This is a genomic window from Streptomyces sp. SudanB25_2051 (assembly GCF_964272635.1).
In the GTDB taxonomy this organism is placed as follows: Bacteria; Actinomycetota; Actinomycetes; order Streptomycetales; family Streptomycetaceae; genus Streptomyces.
Window position 1 is genome coordinate 102,240 of the sequence record NZ_OZ186787.1, and the last position, 14,755, is coordinate 116,994.

At 75.0% G+C, this 14,755-nt stretch carries 16 protein-coding genes; 9 read left to right on the forward strand and 7 right to left on the reverse strand.

The genetic code is table 11. The features are described from left to right. Nucleotides 1-67: 67 nt before the first annotated feature. Complete coding sequence (locus ACSUPT_RS00465) at nucleotides 68-958, reverse strand: GNAT family N-acetyltransferase (protein ID WP_436943141.1); 891 nt, start codon at nucleotides 956-958, stop codon at nucleotides 68-70. Between the two features lie 73 nt (nucleotides 959-1,031). Beyond that, entirely contained in the window at nucleotides 1,032-1,985 is a 954-nt protein-coding gene (locus ACSUPT_RS00470) for a helix-turn-helix domain-containing protein (protein ID WP_436943142.1), read from the reverse strand. 98 nt (nucleotides 1,986-2,083) lie between these two features. Here ACSUPT_RS00470 and ACSUPT_RS00475 point away from each other — a divergent pair, with 98 nt between their 5' ends. Continuing rightward, complete coding sequence (locus ACSUPT_RS00475) at nucleotides 2,084-3,118, forward strand: saccharopine dehydrogenase family protein (RefSeq protein WP_436943144.1); 1,035 nt, start codon at nucleotides 2,084-2,086, stop codon at nucleotides 3,116-3,118. A gap of 125 nt (nucleotides 3,119-3,243) precedes the next feature. Here the strand turns inward: ACSUPT_RS00475 and ACSUPT_RS00480 are convergent, their stop codons facing one another. Beyond that, nucleotides 3,244-3,654: a hypothetical protein gene (locus tag ACSUPT_RS00480; protein WP_436943145.1), complete on the reverse strand. Its 411-nt coding sequence runs from the start codon at nucleotides 3,652-3,654 to the stop codon at nucleotides 3,244-3,246. A 178-nt stretch (nucleotides 3,655-3,832) separates the two neighbouring features. Between ACSUPT_RS00480 and ACSUPT_RS00485 the strand changes: the two genes are divergently transcribed. Both ACSUPT_RS00485 and ACSUPT_RS00490 read left to right on the forward strand, forming a co-directional pair. After that, entirely contained in the window at nucleotides 3,833-4,741 is a 909-nt protein-coding gene (locus tag ACSUPT_RS00485; protein ID WP_351965162.1) for a MerR family transcriptional regulator, read from the forward strand. Nucleotides 4,742-4,977: 236 nt separating this feature from the next. Then, the gene (locus ACSUPT_RS00490; protein ID WP_361661679.1) at nucleotides 4,978-5,385 is read left to right on the forward strand and encodes a hypothetical protein; all 408 of its coding nucleotides are present in this window, start codon (nucleotides 4,978-4,980) and stop codon (nucleotides 5,383-5,385) included. A gap of 317 nt (nucleotides 5,386-5,702) precedes the next feature. Here ACSUPT_RS00490 and ACSUPT_RS00495 read toward each other — a convergent pair whose 3' ends face one another. Continuing rightward, nucleotides 5,703-6,074, reverse strand: coding sequence for a hypothetical protein (locus ACSUPT_RS00495; RefSeq protein WP_351965164.1), 372 nt, complete (start codon nucleotides 6,072-6,074; stop codon nucleotides 5,703-5,705). 129 nt (nucleotides 6,075-6,203) lie between these two features. Here ACSUPT_RS00495 and ACSUPT_RS00500 point away from each other — a divergent pair, with 129 nt between their 5' ends. From ACSUPT_RS00500 to ACSUPT_RS00510, 3 genes are all read left to right on the forward strand, one after another. Beyond that, nucleotides 6,204-7,346: an ArsR family transcriptional regulator gene (locus tag ACSUPT_RS00500; RefSeq protein WP_436943147.1), complete on the forward strand. Its 1,143-nt coding sequence runs from the start codon at nucleotides 6,204-6,206 to the stop codon at nucleotides 7,344-7,346. A 109-nt stretch (nucleotides 7,347-7,455) separates the two neighbouring features. Beyond that, nucleotides 7,456-8,001, forward strand: a complete 546-nt coding sequence (locus tag ACSUPT_RS00505; protein ID WP_361661684.1) for a hypothetical protein — start codon at nucleotides 7,456-7,458, stop codon at nucleotides 7,999-8,001. A 182-nt stretch (nucleotides 8,002-8,183) separates the two neighbouring features. After that, entirely contained in the window at nucleotides 8,184-8,432 is a 249-nt protein-coding gene (locus ACSUPT_RS00510) for a DUF5133 domain-containing protein (RefSeq protein WP_351965167.1), read from the forward strand. Between the two features lie 102 nt (nucleotides 8,433-8,534). Here the strand turns inward: ACSUPT_RS00510 and ACSUPT_RS00515 are convergent, their stop codons facing one another. Beyond that, entirely contained in the window at nucleotides 8,535-9,758 is a 1,224-nt protein-coding gene (locus tag ACSUPT_RS00515) for an MFS transporter (RefSeq protein ID WP_436943150.1), read from the reverse strand. A gap of 55 nt (nucleotides 9,759-9,813) precedes the next feature. On the opposite strand from ACSUPT_RS00515, the gene ACSUPT_RS00520 reads away from it, so the two are divergent. Then, nucleotides 9,814-10,557 (forward strand): AraC family transcriptional regulator, encoded by a 744-nt coding sequence (locus tag ACSUPT_RS00520; protein WP_436943152.1) that lies wholly within the window; start codon nucleotides 9,814-9,816, stop codon nucleotides 10,555-10,557. Nucleotides 10,558-10,646: 89 nt separating this feature from the next. Here the strand turns inward: ACSUPT_RS00520 and ACSUPT_RS00525 are convergent, their stop codons facing one another. Then, complete coding sequence (locus tag ACSUPT_RS00525; protein WP_351965170.1) at nucleotides 10,647-11,120, reverse strand: ATP-binding protein; 474 nt, start codon at nucleotides 11,118-11,120, stop codon at nucleotides 10,647-10,649. A 159-nt stretch (nucleotides 11,121-11,279) separates the two neighbouring features. On the opposite strand from ACSUPT_RS00525, the gene ACSUPT_RS00530 reads away from it, so the two are divergent. Beyond that, on the forward strand, nucleotides 11,280-11,657 hold the full coding sequence (locus ACSUPT_RS00530; protein ID WP_351965171.1) for an STAS domain-containing protein: 378 nt from the start codon (nucleotides 11,280-11,282) through the stop codon (nucleotides 11,655-11,657). Between the two features lie 20 nt (nucleotides 11,658-11,677). On the opposite strand, the gene ACSUPT_RS00535 is transcribed toward ACSUPT_RS00530, so the two are convergent. After that, nucleotides 11,678-13,849, reverse strand: coding sequence for a SpoIIE family protein phosphatase (locus ACSUPT_RS00535; RefSeq protein WP_436943154.1), 2,172 nt, complete (start codon nucleotides 13,847-13,849; stop codon nucleotides 11,678-11,680). Nucleotides 13,850-14,128: 279 nt separating this feature from the next. On the opposite strand from ACSUPT_RS00535, the gene ACSUPT_RS00540 reads away from it, so the two are divergent. Beyond that, nucleotides 14,129-14,605: a general stress protein gene (locus ACSUPT_RS00540; RefSeq protein WP_351965173.1), complete on the forward strand. Its 477-nt coding sequence runs from the start codon at nucleotides 14,129-14,131 to the stop codon at nucleotides 14,603-14,605. Nucleotides 14,606-14,755: the final 150 nt, after the last annotated feature.

Below are 14,755 nucleotides of genomic sequence, written 5' to 3' on the forward strand. Positions count from 1 at the left end.
GCGCGCCCGTGGTTTTCCCGTACGGGAGCGGGGCGCCCGGCGGTACGGCCCGTAGCCGTGGTGAGGCCTACAGTCCCATCGGCGCGTCGTACGAGAACGCGTAACCCGTGAAGTCGGCGATGCGGACGTACCCGAGGCGCTGGTAGAGGGCGTTGCTGGTGGGGTTGGCGGGGTCCGCGTAGAGCACGACGTCCGTGGCGCCCGCCGCGAGCGCGGCGCTACTCACCTCGGCTGTCACGGCGCCCGCGTAGCCTCGGCCCCTGAGGGCGGCCGGGGTGTAGACGGGGTCCACCCGGACCATGCCGCCGACCATCGTCGTCGAGCCCGCCATGGAGACGGGCAGGCCGTCCGTGCTCTCCCAGTACGTGAAGTGCTTGTCCCCGAAGCGCGTGCCCGCGAAGGAGCCGGCGTCGATGGCGTCGATGGAGGCCTGCTCCCTGACGTCGACGCAGAACTCGCGGCACCAGCGCACGACATGCCCGCGGTCCCCCTCCCCCGCGACCCGGCCGCGGCCCTCCGGGGCGGGCCGCGGCGGGGTGAGCGTGCCCAGGCGGTAGAGGTGCGTCCGCCAGAACGGCACCGGTGCCGCGCCGGTGCGCCGCCGCCAGGCTTCCGCGAAGGCGGTCGCGGTCTCGTGGTCCGCGATGACCTGTGCGGGCAGGTGGCCGAGCCCGGCCAGACGGGCGGCGAGGGCGGCGGCCTGCTCGCCGGAGAGCGGCGTGAGGCCCAGGCGGCCGCGCGGAGTGCGGTAGCACGCGGCGCGCGGCCCGCCTTCCGTCTCCAGCAGGCCGAAGAGGGTCGCGTCGGTGCCGCCCTGCGCGGGCGTCAGGCCCGCGCGCAGCTTCTCGAGGTCCGTGAGCGCCGTGTTGTGCAGGGCGGGGCGGGAGCGCAGGAAGTCCCCCGCCCGGGTGAGGAAGTCGTCGAGGTCGCCGGTGAGGTGCCAGTCGTCTGCGCGCATGCCGCATGATCCCAGAGCCGCGCCCGCGCGGGGAGCCACTGCCGGCCGCACGGGCGGTGCGGGCCGGGGCGGTTCAGGTGCCGGGGTGCGGGCGGGAGCGGAAGGTGCGGCGGTAGGTGTCCGGTGGCACGCCCACGGTGCGGTTGAAGTGGCGGCGCAGGGTCGCGGCGGTGCCCATGCCGGTGGCCTCCGCGATGGCGTCGACGCTGCCGTCGGTGGTCTCCAGCAGCTCCTGGGCGCGGCGGATGCGCTGGGTCAGCAGCCATTGCAGCGGGGTCGTGCCCGTCGCCGCGCGGAAGTGGCGGCCCAGGTGGCGCGAGCTCATCCGCGCCTGACGCGCCAGGTCCTCGACGGTGAGCGGCTGGTCGAGGCGCTCCAGCGCCCACGGGAGGAGCGCGGCGAGCGGATGGTCGGACCTGTCCGGCACCGGAGCGGACACGAACTGGGCCTGCCCGCCCGAGCGGTGCGGCGGTACGACCAGGCGGCGGGCGACGGCGTTGGCGACCGACGAGCCGTAGTCGAGGCGCACCAGGTGCAGGCACAGGTCGAGTGCGGCGGCCTTGCCCGCGGAGGTGAGCACCCTGCCGTTGTCCACGTACAACACGTCCGGGTCGACCTCCACCCGCGGGTGGCGGGCGGCGAGGGCCCCGGTGTGCGCCCAGTGGGTGGTGGCGCGGGCGCCGTCCAGGAGGCCCGCGGCCGCGAGGACGAACGCTCCCGTGCAGAGGGACGCCACGCGGGCGCCCGCGTCGTACGCCGCCCGTACCGCGTCGACCAGTTCGGCGGGCGGGTCCGCGTCGATGTCCGCCCAGCCGGGGACGATCACCGTGTCGGCGCGGGCCAGCCGGTCGAGCCCGGCGTCGGGCTCCAGGAGGAACATGCCGGCCCGTACGGCGTGCGGCGCGCACACCGCGAGGTCGTACCAGGCGACCGGGACGCCCGCCGGGGCGGAGGCGAACACCTCGTAGGCGATGGAGAGTTCGAAGTGCAGCATCCCGTCGGTGACGGCCAGCGCGACTGATCCCATGTCCGTAATTGTACGGGGCATGTCGTTCCGGACACTCGTGGCGGGGGCGGGCCGTCGACAGGATGTTCCTCGTAGCCGGTCAGGAGCAGGGAGAGGTCATGGAGTCGGGGCAGAGGGTCGTGGTGTACGGGGCGTACGGGCACACGGGCCGGTTCGTGGTGGCGGCGCTGCGGGAGCGCGGCTTCGTGCCGGTGCTGTCCGGGCGGGACGCCGGACGTCTGAAGGAGCTGGCGGATTCCGCGGGCGGGCTCGGGGTGCGGCCGGCGTCGGTGGACGACGCGGTGTCGCTCGACCGGGCGCTGGCGGGCACGGCCGCCGTGATCAACTGTGCCGGGCCCTTCGCGACGACCGCGGCCCCCGTGATCGAGGCCGCGCTGCGGGCCGGTGTCCCGTATGTGGACGTGGCCGCCGAGATCGAGGCGAACGTCGACACGTTCACGCACTTCGCCGACCGCGCCCGCGCCGCGGACACGCTGGTCGTCCCCGCGATGGCGTTCTACGGGGGCCTCGGCGACCTGCTGGTCACGGCGGCGATGGGCGACGACTGGGCGGAGGCCGACGAGGCGCACATCGCGTACGGGCTGAGCGGCTGGCACCCGACCGCCGGGACGCGCGCGGCGGGCGGTGTCTCGCAGCGGCGGCGGGGCGGTCGCCGCGTCCGCTACACCAACGGGCGGCTGGAGTACCACGACGACGCGCTGCCGGTCCTGGAGTGGCCGTTCCCCGAGCCGATGGGCACCCGTGCGGTCATCGGGGGGTTCACGATGGCCGACGTGGTGACGGTGCCGAGCCACCTGCCCGTCCCGGAGGTGCGTACGTACATGACGCGGGAGGCGGCGGGGGAGCTCGCCTCCCCCGACACTCCGGCTCCGGCCGCGGTCGACGAGCACGGGCGGTCGGCGCAGACGTTCGTGGTGGACGTCGTCGTACGGTCCGGGGGCGTCGAGCGGCGCGCGGTGGCGCGCGGGCGGGACATCTACGCCGTGAGCGCGCCGCTCGCGGTGGAGGCCGTCGAGCGCGTCCTGACGGGGCGGACCCGGGCGGTCGGCGTGGCCTCCGCGGGCCGGGCGTTCGACGCGCCCGACTTCCTGCGCGCCCTGTCCGGGCACATCGCGGTCGAACTGCCGCGGTAGCGGCGGCTCGTACGCGGCGGGGCGCGGTGTGCCGGGCTCACCGGCCGGGCGCGGCGCGCGGGGCTCACCGGCCGGGCGCGGCGCGCGGTCGGCGGGCCGGCGCACGCCACTCACCGGCGGGGCGCTCACGAGCGTGGGTGCGCCGCCGGGAGGCGGGTGAAGCCGGCGACGCGCTCGGGGAACGTGAGCGGGCACTGTTCGCCGAGCGCCTCGCGCAGCCCCGCGACCACGTCGGCGTCGGGCCGGCCGAAGACCTCGAAGCGCTCGACGCGGCAGTGCGCCATGACGTCCTGGATGTAGGGGTCGGCGAGCTTCCAGTGCGCGCGGACGGCGTCGGAGTCCCGGTACAGCTGGAAGCTGTGGGCGAGCATCCGCTCCTCGTCCACGAACGTCTGCACCATCGTCTGCGGGCCGTGCCGCCGCGCGAACTCCACGGCCCGGTCGATGGCGGCGCGGAATTCCTCCAGTTGCCCGTCGTTGATCCGCATGGTGTTGCGGAACAGCAGGACCGGGTCGTCAACGTCGTGTGTCGTCATGGCTCGACAGTGCCCCCTCAACCGGACTTGAGGTCAAGGCCCCGCGGCTGATGGAACGTCAGACTGATCGTTCGCCCCCTGTCCCCCGGCCTCTGCGCCGCCCCTGCCGGCCGTCCCGGCGAAGGCGTTCGAGAATGGGCTTGAGTCTCCACCGACTGGAGGGTTGAGGGTTGTCCCCGTGAGCGACGAAACGGAGCTGTTCACCATCGGTGAGCTCGCCCGCCGCACCGGCCTGCCGGTGCGCACGATCCGCTTCTGGTCCGACTCCGGCGTCCTCGCGCCGGCCGGGCGGTCGGCGGGCGGATACCGGCTGTACGACGAGGCGGCGGCCGCCCGCCTCGACCTGGTGCGGACCCTGCGCGAGCTGGGCCTGGACCTGGACGCCGTACGCCGGGTGCTGCGCGGCCAGACCACCGTGCGTGACGTGGCGACGACGCATCTGCGTGCCGTGGAGGCGGAGATCCGCACGCTGCAGGTGCGGCGCGCGGTGCTGCGGCGCGTCGCTCGTCAGGGAAGCACGACCAAGGAGATGAGACTGATGCACGAGCTGGCCCGGATGACCGCCGAGGAGCGGCAGCGCATCCTGGACGAGTACGTACGGGAGACCTTCGAGGGCACCGGCACGGACGGGCCCGGGGCCCATATCGCCCAGGCCATGCGGACGTTGCCGGCGCACCTGCCGGACGACCCCACGCCGGAACAGGAGGAGGCATGGGTGGGGCTGGTCGAACTGCTCGGTGACGAGGAGTTCCGCCGGCGGACCCGCGAGATGGCGGTGGCCGGCGCGCGGTCGGCGGGCGAACCGCCGGCGGTCGACCCGCAGCGGGTCGCCGAGCACGCCGCACCGGCCGTCCGGGACGGCGTGTCCCCGGAGTCCCCCGAGGGCGCGGAGATCCTGAACCGCATCGTCGACCGGGACATGCCGTCGGCCGAGCGGCTGCGGCTGGCCGACACGCTGGACACGTTCACCGACCGCCGGGTCGAGCGGTACTGGCAGCTGCTGGGCGTCCTCAACGGCCGTCCGCCCATGCCGCCGCAGGCCCCGGCCATGGAGTGGACGATCGCCGCCCTGCGCGCCCACGCCTGACACCGCCCGCCCCCGGCCGCCCAGCGGACCGCGCCTCGCGCCGTTCACCCGGGGCACGTGCCGGGGGCGGCAGAGCGCCCGCCACCTTCCCGGGGTGGCGGGCGCCCGGGAGCGGGCCGCACGGCTGGACGGGGTACACCGCCCGATTTGCTCGTGTCGAATAATCCGGTTATGGACTGATGCGCTTACGTTTCCGGTGAAGCGTTCCCCCCTCTTCTTCACCTGGGAGACACAGCATGCGTCAGTCCGTACGTATTTGGGGTGCCGGTATCGCCGCCGCGGCCGTGGTCGCCGGCTCGGTCGGCGCGGCGGTCGCCGTCGCCTCGCCGTCCCCCGCCCGGCACAAGCCGGCGGCTTCCGCCCCGGCCGCCGGCTCGGCCACGGCGTCCATGAAGACCGTGCGCGCCTGGCAGCAGTTCCGCATCCGCGGCGTCGCCAAGGGCGTGCCCGCCGGCAGCCGCGTCACCCTCCAGCAGAAGCTGTCCGGCCACGGCTGGCGCACCCTCCCCGCCTCGATGAACACCAACTCCCGCTCCATGTACAACATGCGCGTCATGCTCGGCATGAAGGGCCACAACAAGCTGCGCATGGTCGACAGCCACCGCCGGGCCGTCTCCCCGGTCATCGACGTCTGGGTCCGCTGACCCACCGCCGGCACCGCGCCGGACGGACGGCCACCCGCCGGCGCCGGGCGCACAGCCGGCCTCCCGTCGGTGACGCCCGTCTGACCCTTCGTCAGCACCGCGGGCACGGCTGACGCCCCCGCGCACCGCACACACGACGGACGCCTCCACCGGCTCGGCCGGGGAGGCGTCCGTGTGCGTCGTGTACCGGCGGGCCCCCACGCCGGGCCGCGTACCGGCATCGGTGTGCGGCAGGCGACGGTGTCGGACCGAGACGGACGACGGCGCGCTCGGCGAGGGGCGGAGGATCTCCCCGAAAGACGCGGCGCGGACGCCGCTCAGCCTCGCGCGAGCTCGTCCGCCGTGCGCGCCACCGCGTCGCGGGACACCTCCAGCACCTCGCGGGACGCCGCACGCGCCCGGCGCAGCCTGCCCTTTCCGTAGCGGATGAGCGCCGTGGCGCCCGTGGCGTACGTCAGGGCGAGCGCGGCCGCGGCGGCCTCCGGCGTCCACGCGCGGGCCAGGCGCTCCTGGAGCGCGGTGTGCGCCGTCAGCGCCGCGAGCAGACCGCAGGCGCCGCCCGCCGCTACCGCCGACAGGCCGCCGCGGGCCCCTCCGACCGCCTCCGCCACCGCATCCCCCCACTCCTCACGTACGTTCATCGCTTCCTCGACCACCACCGCGACCGCTTTCTCGGCTGACTCAGGCATGCCGCCCGTCTACCCGCCGCGCGCCCCCTCATACGGCGTGCGCACGGACGGCCCGGCCGCTCCTCCCCCGGCCGGTCTGGCACGATCGTTCCCGCTGCGGACTCGACGACCGGTGCAGGGGGGCACACGATGATCCGGCTGGCGATGGACGCCGACGCGCTCGCGGCGACCCGCTTCGCGCTGTCGCCGCTGATGCAGGCGGGTGCCGCGCTGCATCCGCACGCCTCGGTCGCCGACGGCCGCCACCGGCTGTCCGGCGCCGTCGTCAGACGGGTGGTCGCCGGCCGCCGGCTGCACCTCATCGCGGCCGTCCGCTCGCACGTCGGGGCGTACGTACCGGACTTCATGACGCCCGGCACGGCAGCCGGCCCCCGCCCCGACCTCACCGCGGAGCTGCACCGGGTGGCCACGACACCCGCCGACGTGGTGGCCCGCCAACTGGGCAGGATGCTCGACGGGGCGGACGGCCGCACGGGGCGCACGCCACCGCCCGAGCGGGTCCTGCGGCGGTTCCTCGAACGGGGCGAGCGGGACTTCGCGGAGCGGATGGCCCGCGAGATGCAGGTCTTCTGGGAGTCGTGCCTCGCCCCGCTCTGGCCCGCCCTCCGGGCCCGCGCCGAGGCCGACCTGGAGGCGCGGGCACGGCACGTGGCGGGCGCCGGGCTCGGGGAGGCCCTGTCGTCGCTGCACCCCGCCGTCGCCTACCGGGCCGGAAGCCTGCGCCTCTGCGCGGAGCGGCGGCTGGACGTCCGGGCGGGCGGCGGTCTGCTGCTGTTCCCTTCGCCTCTCGCCCGCAGCTGGCTTCTGAGCGTCGACCCCTGGCGGGAACGCGGCCCCTACCTCATCTACCCGGCGGGCGCGCCGGGCCCGGCGGCTGCCCGGAGCCTGGCGGCCGTGCGGGGCCCGGCGGCGCGGGACCGCGACGGAGCCACCGGCGGCCGGGTTGCCGCCGGTCCGGCCACCGCGTGTCCGGCCACCGACGGCCCGGCCGGGTCGCTGGGGTCGCTCGTGGGCCCGGCGCGGCTTCAGCTGCTGGCGGACCTGGCGCTTCCGCGCACGACGACCGAGCTGGCACGGCGCCACCAGCTGTCGGCGTCCACCGTGTCGTACCACCTCTCCCGCCTCCACCGGGCGGGGCTCGTCACGAGGACGCGGCAGGCCAACCGCGTGTACTACGAGCGGTCCGGCAGCGCCGCCGTACTGCTGGACGAAGGCGCCGACACCCCCGGCGCGGTCGGCGGGGATCCGCGCGCAGGCGTGCTGTCGGCGTGACCGCCGCCGGACCGGCGGGTGATTCGAGCATCTTCGAATGTCCTGGCGCGCGGGCGGGGCGCGCTCCTACCGTTCCGGCGTCCCGTCCCCGTGAACGCCCAGGAGCCCCATGTCCGCCGCCGGTTGTGCCCGTCCCCGGTCCCGTTCGCGTGCGCTCGCCGTCTGCGCCGCCGTCCTGTCCCTGTCCGCGCTGCTCACGGCGTGCGGCGAGGAGGGCGAGGACACGCTGCCGGAGGCCGCCGACCAAGGAGCGGTTGGCGAGCTGCTGCGCGGCGCCCTGCCCTGTACGGAGGTGAGCTACCGGACCCCGAGGCAGCTGGCGCGCCTCCAGCAGAGGGTGGCCGGTGTCGACGGCGCCGGCGAGTGCGAGACGGAGGAAGGGGAGTACGGAACCGACTTCTTCCACGCCTCCGACATGCGGCAGTTCCTGCAGAGCTGGTCCTCCATGGACAGGCAGGACCAGGGAGAGCGACCGATGATGATCGGCCGGAACTTCGGCGTCCAGACCGACGCGATGTTCGAGAAGAGGCTGCTGGAGGCAGGACTCCTCTATCTCACCTGCGAGCCCGGCTTCGAACCGCCCGAGGGCAGCAGGGCCGTCCGGCTCGACGAGGGCTGCGTCGCCACCGACCGGGCCCCCCGCGGCACGAGCTGACCGGGCGTCAGCAGCTCCCAGTCCAAGGCGGTGATCAGGGTGCTGGCCGGGCCGGTGACCGGGAGGAATACCGTCGGCGCCCGGCCCGGCCCGTGACCCTCGGTGCGAGCCAGGTCACAGGTATGGGTGATCGGCGGCTGGGTAGGCGCGCGGCACTGGCTGATCGACCGAAGGGCTGCGCCGTGCTGATTCCCGACCCCCATTACCTGCGTTCCCTGCTCGCTCGCTACGCCGACCTGCGCATCGCCCAGTCCCGGGGCGAGCAGGGGCTGGACGGCCCTCTGGAGGACGTGACGTACACGCTGTGCGTCGCCACCGGCACCACGTGCATTGAGGACGCCCTGGCGGCCGCCGACACGATGCTCGCCTCGGCGGACCGCACCGCGGCCCGCACCGGGCTGACGGCCGACACCGCCGAGCTCGCCGCCTGACCCCCTCACCGACCGGCCCCGCCACCTCCCTGACACGGTGGCGGGGCCTTTCGCATGCCTCCGGCCCGGGCGTCCTTCCCCTCCCATGTCCGGACGGCGGCTCTACGCGTCTCGCCGCGCGGATCTGGGCCCGGCGGCATCAGGCTCGGGCCCTGCGGCGTCCGGCGCGGGTACGGCGGCTCGCGGCCGGGGGGCGGCGGGTTCGGGCAGGGCGCGGAAGAGGAGCCAGCTCAGGGCGGGCATGGCGATCAGGGGGGTGAGGGCCGTCTTCAGGGAGGTGGCGTCGGCCAGGTGTCCCAGCAGCGGGCTGGCGAGGCCGCCGACGCTGACGGTGAGGCCGAGGGTGACGCCGCTGGCGGTGCCGACGCGGGACGGCAGATAGTCCTGCCCCAGGGTGACCTGGAGGGAGAAGGGGACGTACAGGCCGACGGAGGTGAGGATCACGAAGAGGAACATGGCCGGGCCGGGCGCGTGGATCACTCCGGTGACGGCGGCGACGGAGAGCAGGTAGGACCAGCGGCAGACACGGACGCGGTCGTAGCGGTTGGCCAGGGCCCCGCCCAGCACCGAGCCGACGGCGCCGCCCAGGAACAGCAGGAACAGGGCGACGGTGCCCGCGGTGGCGCTGCCGTGCGGGCGCTGCTGGGCGTGGAGGGCGATGAAGGTGCTCAGGCCGGTGAAGACGACGGAGCGGCAGACGACCGCCAGCGACAGCCTTATGAACGAGGCCACGTCGTCGGCGCCCTTCGGCACCCGGGCCGCGGGCGTGCCAGGCTCGGGACGGGCGAGCATCCGGAGCACGGGCACGCACAGGGCGGCGCCGGCGAGCGCGGGCAGCACCAGGACGGGCGTCCAGCGCAGCGAGCCGTGTCCGATGACGGCCGACACCATGAGCGGGGCCGACGCGAATCCGATGTTGCCGCCCAGGGAGAACCAGCCCATCGCGCTGTGGCTGCCCCCGCCGGCCAGCCGGGCCACGCGGGCCGACTCCGGGTGGTAGGCGGCCACCCCGATCCCGGAGACGGCCACGCACAGCAGGGTGAGCCCGTAGGAGCCGCTCAGGCCGCTCAGCGCGATGCCCACACCGCCCAGCAGGGTGCTGACCGGCAGCAGCCAGGGCATCGCCCACCGGTCGGTGAGCGCCCCGAACACCGGCTGGGCCACCGAGGACAGTAAGGTCGCGGCCAGCACGACGCCGGAGACGACCGCGTAGGTGTAGTCCCGTTCGGCCACGAAGTAGGGGATCAGCGCCGCGACGGCGCCCTGGTAGATGTCGACGCAGGCGTGTCCCACCGCCAGCAGGGAGATCGATGTGTTCTTTCGCATCCCTCTGATGCTGGTGCCGTCCGTCGGTGTCGCGCTTTCGTTAAATTGACAGGTGATGCAGGAAATCCGCCATGAATCCGTCGCGCCGACCCGGACCCAGCGTCTGGCGGCCGGCGGCGTCATCGACGCGCACCGCCATGACGATCACCAGATCGTGTACGCCGGCCGGGGCACCATCGCGGTGACCACCGACGCCGGTTCCTGGGTCGCCCCCGCCACCCGCGCGCTCTGGATCCCCGCCGGCACCGTTCACCGGCATGAGGCGCACGGCGAGCTCGACCTCCACCTCGTCGGCCTGCCCACCGCCGACAACCCCCTCGGGCTGGACGCTCCGGCCGTCCTCGCCGTCAGCCCCCTCCTGCGCGAACTCATCGTCGCGTACACCCGCGACCCGGGGAACGGCGGTCCGGCCCGCCTCCGCCTGCGCGCCGTGCTGCTCGACCAGCTCGCCCTCGCCCCAGAGCAACCCCTGCACCTGCCGGTGCCCACCGACCCGCTGCTCCGCGAGGTGCACGACATCCTGCGCGCCGACCCGGGCGGCGACCACTCCCTCGACGAGCTGGGACGCCGGATCGGCGCCAGCGCCCGCACCCTGTCCCGCCGCCTCCGCGCCGACCTCGGACTCACCTTCCCGCGGTGGCGCACCCAGATCAGGCTCCACCACGCCCTGATCCTCCTGGCCGACGGCGTCCCCGTCACCGCGGTCGCCCACCGCTGCGGCTGGTCCTCGGCCAGCACCTTCATCGACGTCTTCCGCCGCACCTTCGGCCACACCCCCGGCGCCCGCCCCGCCGCCTGACACGGCGGCGGGCCGGCGGAACCGCGGGGGGGTCCTCCGTGCCCGCCCGGCCGGGCCCCGCCGCGGTACGAGGCGGGACGGCGGCGGGTTCAGAGGGCCGACGGCGGCGCGGCGCGGCCCTCGTCGAGGAGGGGGACGCGGGCGACGACCCGCTTGCCGACCGGTTCGCGCTGCACCTCGAACCCCTGGACGAGCGCCATCACGATCTCCAGTCCGTGCTGTCCGACCCGGCCCGCGTCGGTGGCCTTGGCGACCGGCAGGACGGGGTCGGAGTCCCACACGGCCACCTCGACCAGGTCGCCGGTGACGCGCAGGTCCATCAGGACGGGCCCGGGCGCGTACTTGCAGGCGTTGGTCACCAGCTCGCTCACGACGAGCTGGGTGATGTGGACGGCCCGCTCGGACACCGGCAGCCCCTCCTCCGCCTGTACGCGGGTGAGGAACTCGGCGGCCACGTCCCGGGCACGCGCGATGCACGCGCCGTCCCCGTCGAGCGCCACCGTCGTGTCGATGCGCCGCCCGTTCGGCACGGCGTGGTCCTCGTCCAAGGGCGATGGTTCCATCCGTCCGCCTCCACTTGCCTGGTCAACTGCCCGCGTCTACCCGCCGCCGCCCGGCTCACTCCTCGCGTACGCCTGTCGCCTGCGTCACACCGCGCGGGACCGTGGAAGGTGAGGGGTGGGGGCCGCGGTCGAGGGCATGAGTGTGCCACCATCACCTGCATGGCTGAAGGAAGAATGGCGGGCACCGGGCAGGGCGAACCGCCGGAACGGCTCTCGATCACGTCGACCGTCACGGACGGCATCCGGGTGCTGACCGTCGCGGGGGAGATCGACTTCCACACCGGTGAGCGGCTGCGGGAAGCGCTGGCGGTGGGCGGGCCCACGACGGTGCGGACCGTGGTCGACCTGGACCGGGTGACCTTCATGGACTCGAGCGGCATCAACGTCTTCATCGCCGCCCACCACACGCTGTCCGCCTCGGGCGGCTGGCTGCGGCTGGCGGCGCCCACCGAGCACGTCCTGCGGACCCTGCAGCTGGTCGGCCTGGACACCGTGATCGACTGCCGTCCCACCCTGAGCCAGGCCCTCGCCGCCTGACCCCGGCGTCCCGCGACGCCCTACGCCCCCGCCCCGGCCGGCCTCCCCGGCGGTGCGGGGGCGGTCTGCGGTGTGTCCGGGTCCCGCTGCACCAGCAGCAGGGCGATGTCGTCCGTACGCCGCTCCGCGGGCCCGGCGTGGTCCAGCAGCAGCTCCAGCAGCCGTTCGGGGTCGTCGGCGCTCCAGGTGGCGAGGTGTCCGGCCAGGTGGTCGATGGCGTGCTCGATGTCCGTGCCGGCCTTCTCGACCAGCCCGTCCGTGTAGAGGATCAGCACCGCTCCCGGGGGCAGGTCGATCTCGGTCACCGGGTACGCGGAGCCGGGGTCGACGCCCAGTACGGGCCCCGGCGGCACGTCCAGGCGCTGGGCGCCGCCGTCGGCGTGGCGCAGCAGCGGCGGTGGGTGGCCGGCGCTGACCAGCCGTACGCGGCCCCGTTCCGGGTCGACCTCGGCGTACAGGCAGGTGGTGAAGAGGCCCGGGTCGAGGTCCACCAGGAACCGGTTGGTGCGGGTGAGGACCTCGCCGGGGGCCGCGCCGGCCGTGGCGTGGGTGTGGACGGCGGTGCGGACCTGGCCCATGAGGGCGGCGGCGGCGACGTTGTGGCCCTGGACGTCGCCGATGACCGCGGCGACCCTGGCGGCGTCGATACGCACCATGTCGTAGAAGTCTCCGCCGATGTCCATGCCGCGGGTGGCCGGGAGGTAGCGGGCGGCGACGCGCAGGCCGGAGGCGGTCGGCAGGCGGTGCGGCAGGAGGGCCTGCTGGAGGCCGTGGGCCAGCTGGTGCTTGGCGTCGTACAGCCGGGCGCGGTCGAGGGCCTGGCCGATGAGGCCGGCCAGTGAGGCGAGGACGGCCCGCTCCTCGGCCGGGAAGGCGTGCGGCTGGTCGTAGGTGAGGACGCAGATGCCGACCGGGCGGCCGGAGACGATCAGCGGCAGGAACGCCCACGCCTGCTTGCCGCTGACGCGCGGCGCCTCGGGGTAGATCCGCGCCATCTCGTCGGGGTGGCTGAAGAAGGACGGCACGCCGGTGGACAGGGCCTGCCCGGCGGGGGTGAAGCGGGTGTCGATCGGGAGGCCGTCGAGGCGTTCGATGACGTCCGGCGGGTAGCCGCGCGAGCCGGTGATCCGCAGCCGGCCGGACTCGGCGGTGGACAGGACGAGGCCCTGGGCGCCGAACGCGGGCATGATCTGGTCGGCGACCAGGTCGACGACGTCCTGCACCCCGACGGTCTCGGTGAGGGCGGCGGCCAGGTGCAGGAGCTGGTACAGCTGCCCCACCCGGGCGGGCGCGGCGGCTCCCTGCCGTTCGGTCTCCTGGGACGTGTCGTGGCGCCGGGCTCGTGCCGGTGTGATGCGGACGCTGACGCCGCTCGCGTCCGGGTAGAGCCGGAACGCCAGCCAGTGGTCGGGCGGGCGGCACGCGGTGAACGCGACGGGGCGGCGGCTGATGACGGCGGCGCGGTACCGGTCCTCGTACACGGGGTCGCTGAGCCACGGCAGGGACTGCCAGGGGAAGGTGCCGAGCAGCGTCTGCGGGTCGCTGCCGAGGAGCGCGGCGCCCTTGCTGGTGAGGTAGGTGATGCGGCCCTGGAGGTCGAGGGCGCAGCCGCCCTCGGGCAGTCTCTCGGCGTAGTCGGCGGCGGCCAGGGAGGGCTGCGGGTCGGCGGCGCGCCGGAGGTCCGCCGCGCTGAGGACGCGCGGGGTGTCCGGCGCTCCGAGGGGGCGTCCCGCGTCCGCGGCCTCGTCGAGCAGCCGGGCGAGGCGGCGTCCGCTGGAGGTGAGGTTGGAGCGTTCGCGGCGGGTCGTGCGGGGCGGGTGGCTGCCGGGCCACATCAGCAGCAGGACGCCCCAGAGGCGTTCCCCGACGACCGGGACGGCCGCGAGCGCCAGCGGGTACGGGAGGGCCAGCGCCGAGCGCGGGTAGCGGCGGGTCATCTCCGTGTGGTCGCCGACCCACACCATGCGCTGGTCCCGCACGGCGTCCGCCACGGGCGCGGGCGAGGCCAGGCCGATCCGCGCCCAGGGCGCGGCGATGTCGCCGGGGACACCGCCGACGACCGCCATCTGGAGCACGTCCCGCTCGGGGACCAGCAGGTAGAAGGCGCCCACGGCCGCGCCGGTGCGGCGCATGGTCTCGGCGAGCGCCGCGTCGAGGTCGCCGGCGCCCGGGGACACGTCGACGCCGCTCACGGCCCGTTTCCCCGGCTTGTCGGGGCGGGTTTGCCCGGTGGCGGCCACCACGGGCCCGCACCCGTCCGCACCCTGCCCATACCGGGACGTTACGCCCGCGGGATGGCGAGCGCACGCCGTGGCGGCCGAGGGCTGGTGGGGGCCGGTGGCCGGGACGCTTCACCGGACGAGCGGCGGGAACACGGGAGGCCGGCAACCGTCGTGCCGGGCGGCCGGGACGCGCAGATCGCGGCCGGTCCGTCCACGGTCGGCACGACCCGTCACGGAAGGACCTTCCCTATGCTCCAGCAGTCGACGGCGGCGGACAACCGCCCGGTGATCGGTTCGTACACCACCTACGAGGAAGCGCAGCGTGCGGTGGACTTCCTGTCGGACAACGGCTTCCCCGTGGAGCACACGGCGATCATCGGCTGTGATCTGCGCATGGTGGAGAGGGTGCTGGGCCGTATGACCGCGACGCGGTCCGCCCTGGGGGGAGCGGCGGCGGGCGCCTGGTTCGGCCTGCTCATGGGGCTGCTGCTGTCGCTGTTCAGCAGCGGGCCGCACCATGTGGCGGTGCTCGTCGTGAGCGGGGTGCTGTTCGGCGCGCTGTTCGGGGCCGTGTACGGCTTCGGCAGCCACGCCGTCACGGGCGGCCGGCGCGACTTCACGTCGCTCAGCCGCATCGAGGCCGCCCGCTACGACGTGGTGGCCGACGCGGAGACGGCGCGGCGGGCCGAGCAGCTGCTCATGAAGCTGGCCTGGCGGGAATCCTGACCGCCCGGCCGCGGGGGCGGTCCCGGTGACCGCCCGGCCGCGGCGGAGCCGGTCTCCGTGACCCGCCCGGCCGCGGCGGGACCGGTCTCCGTGACCCGCCCGGCCGCGGCGGAGCCGGGATACCCGACTGTCCGGCCTCGGCGGACCGGG

Excerpts from the sequence above, each read along its gene's own strand:
- ACSUPT_RS00525 (WP_351965170.1), bottom strand. The coding sequence starts at position 11,120 with ATGGAACCATCGCCCTTGGACGAGGACCACGCCGTGCCGAACGGGCGG.
- ACSUPT_RS00465 (WP_436943141.1), bottom strand. The coding sequence starts at position 958 with ATGCGCGCAGACGACTGGCACCTCACCGGCGACCTCGACGACTTCCTC.
- ACSUPT_RS00470 (WP_436943142.1), bottom strand. The coding sequence starts at position 1,985 with ATGGGATCAGTCGCGCTGGCCGTCACCGACGGGATGCTGCACTTCGAA.
- ACSUPT_RS00480 (WP_436943145.1), bottom strand. The coding sequence starts at position 3,654 with ATGACGACACACGACGTTGACGACCCGGTCCTGCTGTTCCGCAACACC.
- ACSUPT_RS00495 (WP_351965164.1), bottom strand. The coding sequence starts at position 6,074 with ATGCCTGAGTCAGCCGAGAAAGCGGTCGCGGTGGTGGTCGAGGAAGCG.
- ACSUPT_RS00515 (WP_436943150.1), bottom strand. The coding sequence starts at position 9,758 with ATGCGAAAGAACACATCGATCTCCCTGCTGGCGGTGGGACACGCCTGC.
- ACSUPT_RS00475 (WP_436943144.1), top strand. The coding sequence starts at position 2,084 with ATGGAGTCGGGGCAGAGGGTCGTGGTGTACGGGGCGTACGGGCACACG.
- ACSUPT_RS00500 (WP_436943147.1), top strand. The coding sequence starts at position 6,204 with ATGATCCGGCTGGCGATGGACGCCGACGCGCTCGCGGCGACCCGCTTC.
- ACSUPT_RS00520 (WP_436943152.1), top strand. The coding sequence starts at position 9,814 with ATGCAGGAAATCCGCCATGAATCCGTCGCGCCGACCCGGACCCAGCGT.
- ACSUPT_RS00540 (WP_351965173.1), top strand. The coding sequence starts at position 14,129 with ATGCTCCAGCAGTCGACGGCGGCGGACAACCGCCCGGTGATCGGTTCG.
- ACSUPT_RS00505 (WP_361661684.1), top strand. The coding sequence starts at position 7,456 with ATGTCCGCCGCCGGTTGTGCCCGTCCCCGGTCCCGTTCGCGTGCGCTC.
- ACSUPT_RS00530 (WP_351965171.1), top strand. The coding sequence starts at position 11,280 with ATGGCTGAAGGAAGAATGGCGGGCACCGGGCAGGGCGAACCGCCGGAA.
- ACSUPT_RS00490 (WP_361661679.1), top strand. The coding sequence starts at position 4,978 with ATGCGTCAGTCCGTACGTATTTGGGGTGCCGGTATCGCCGCCGCGGCC.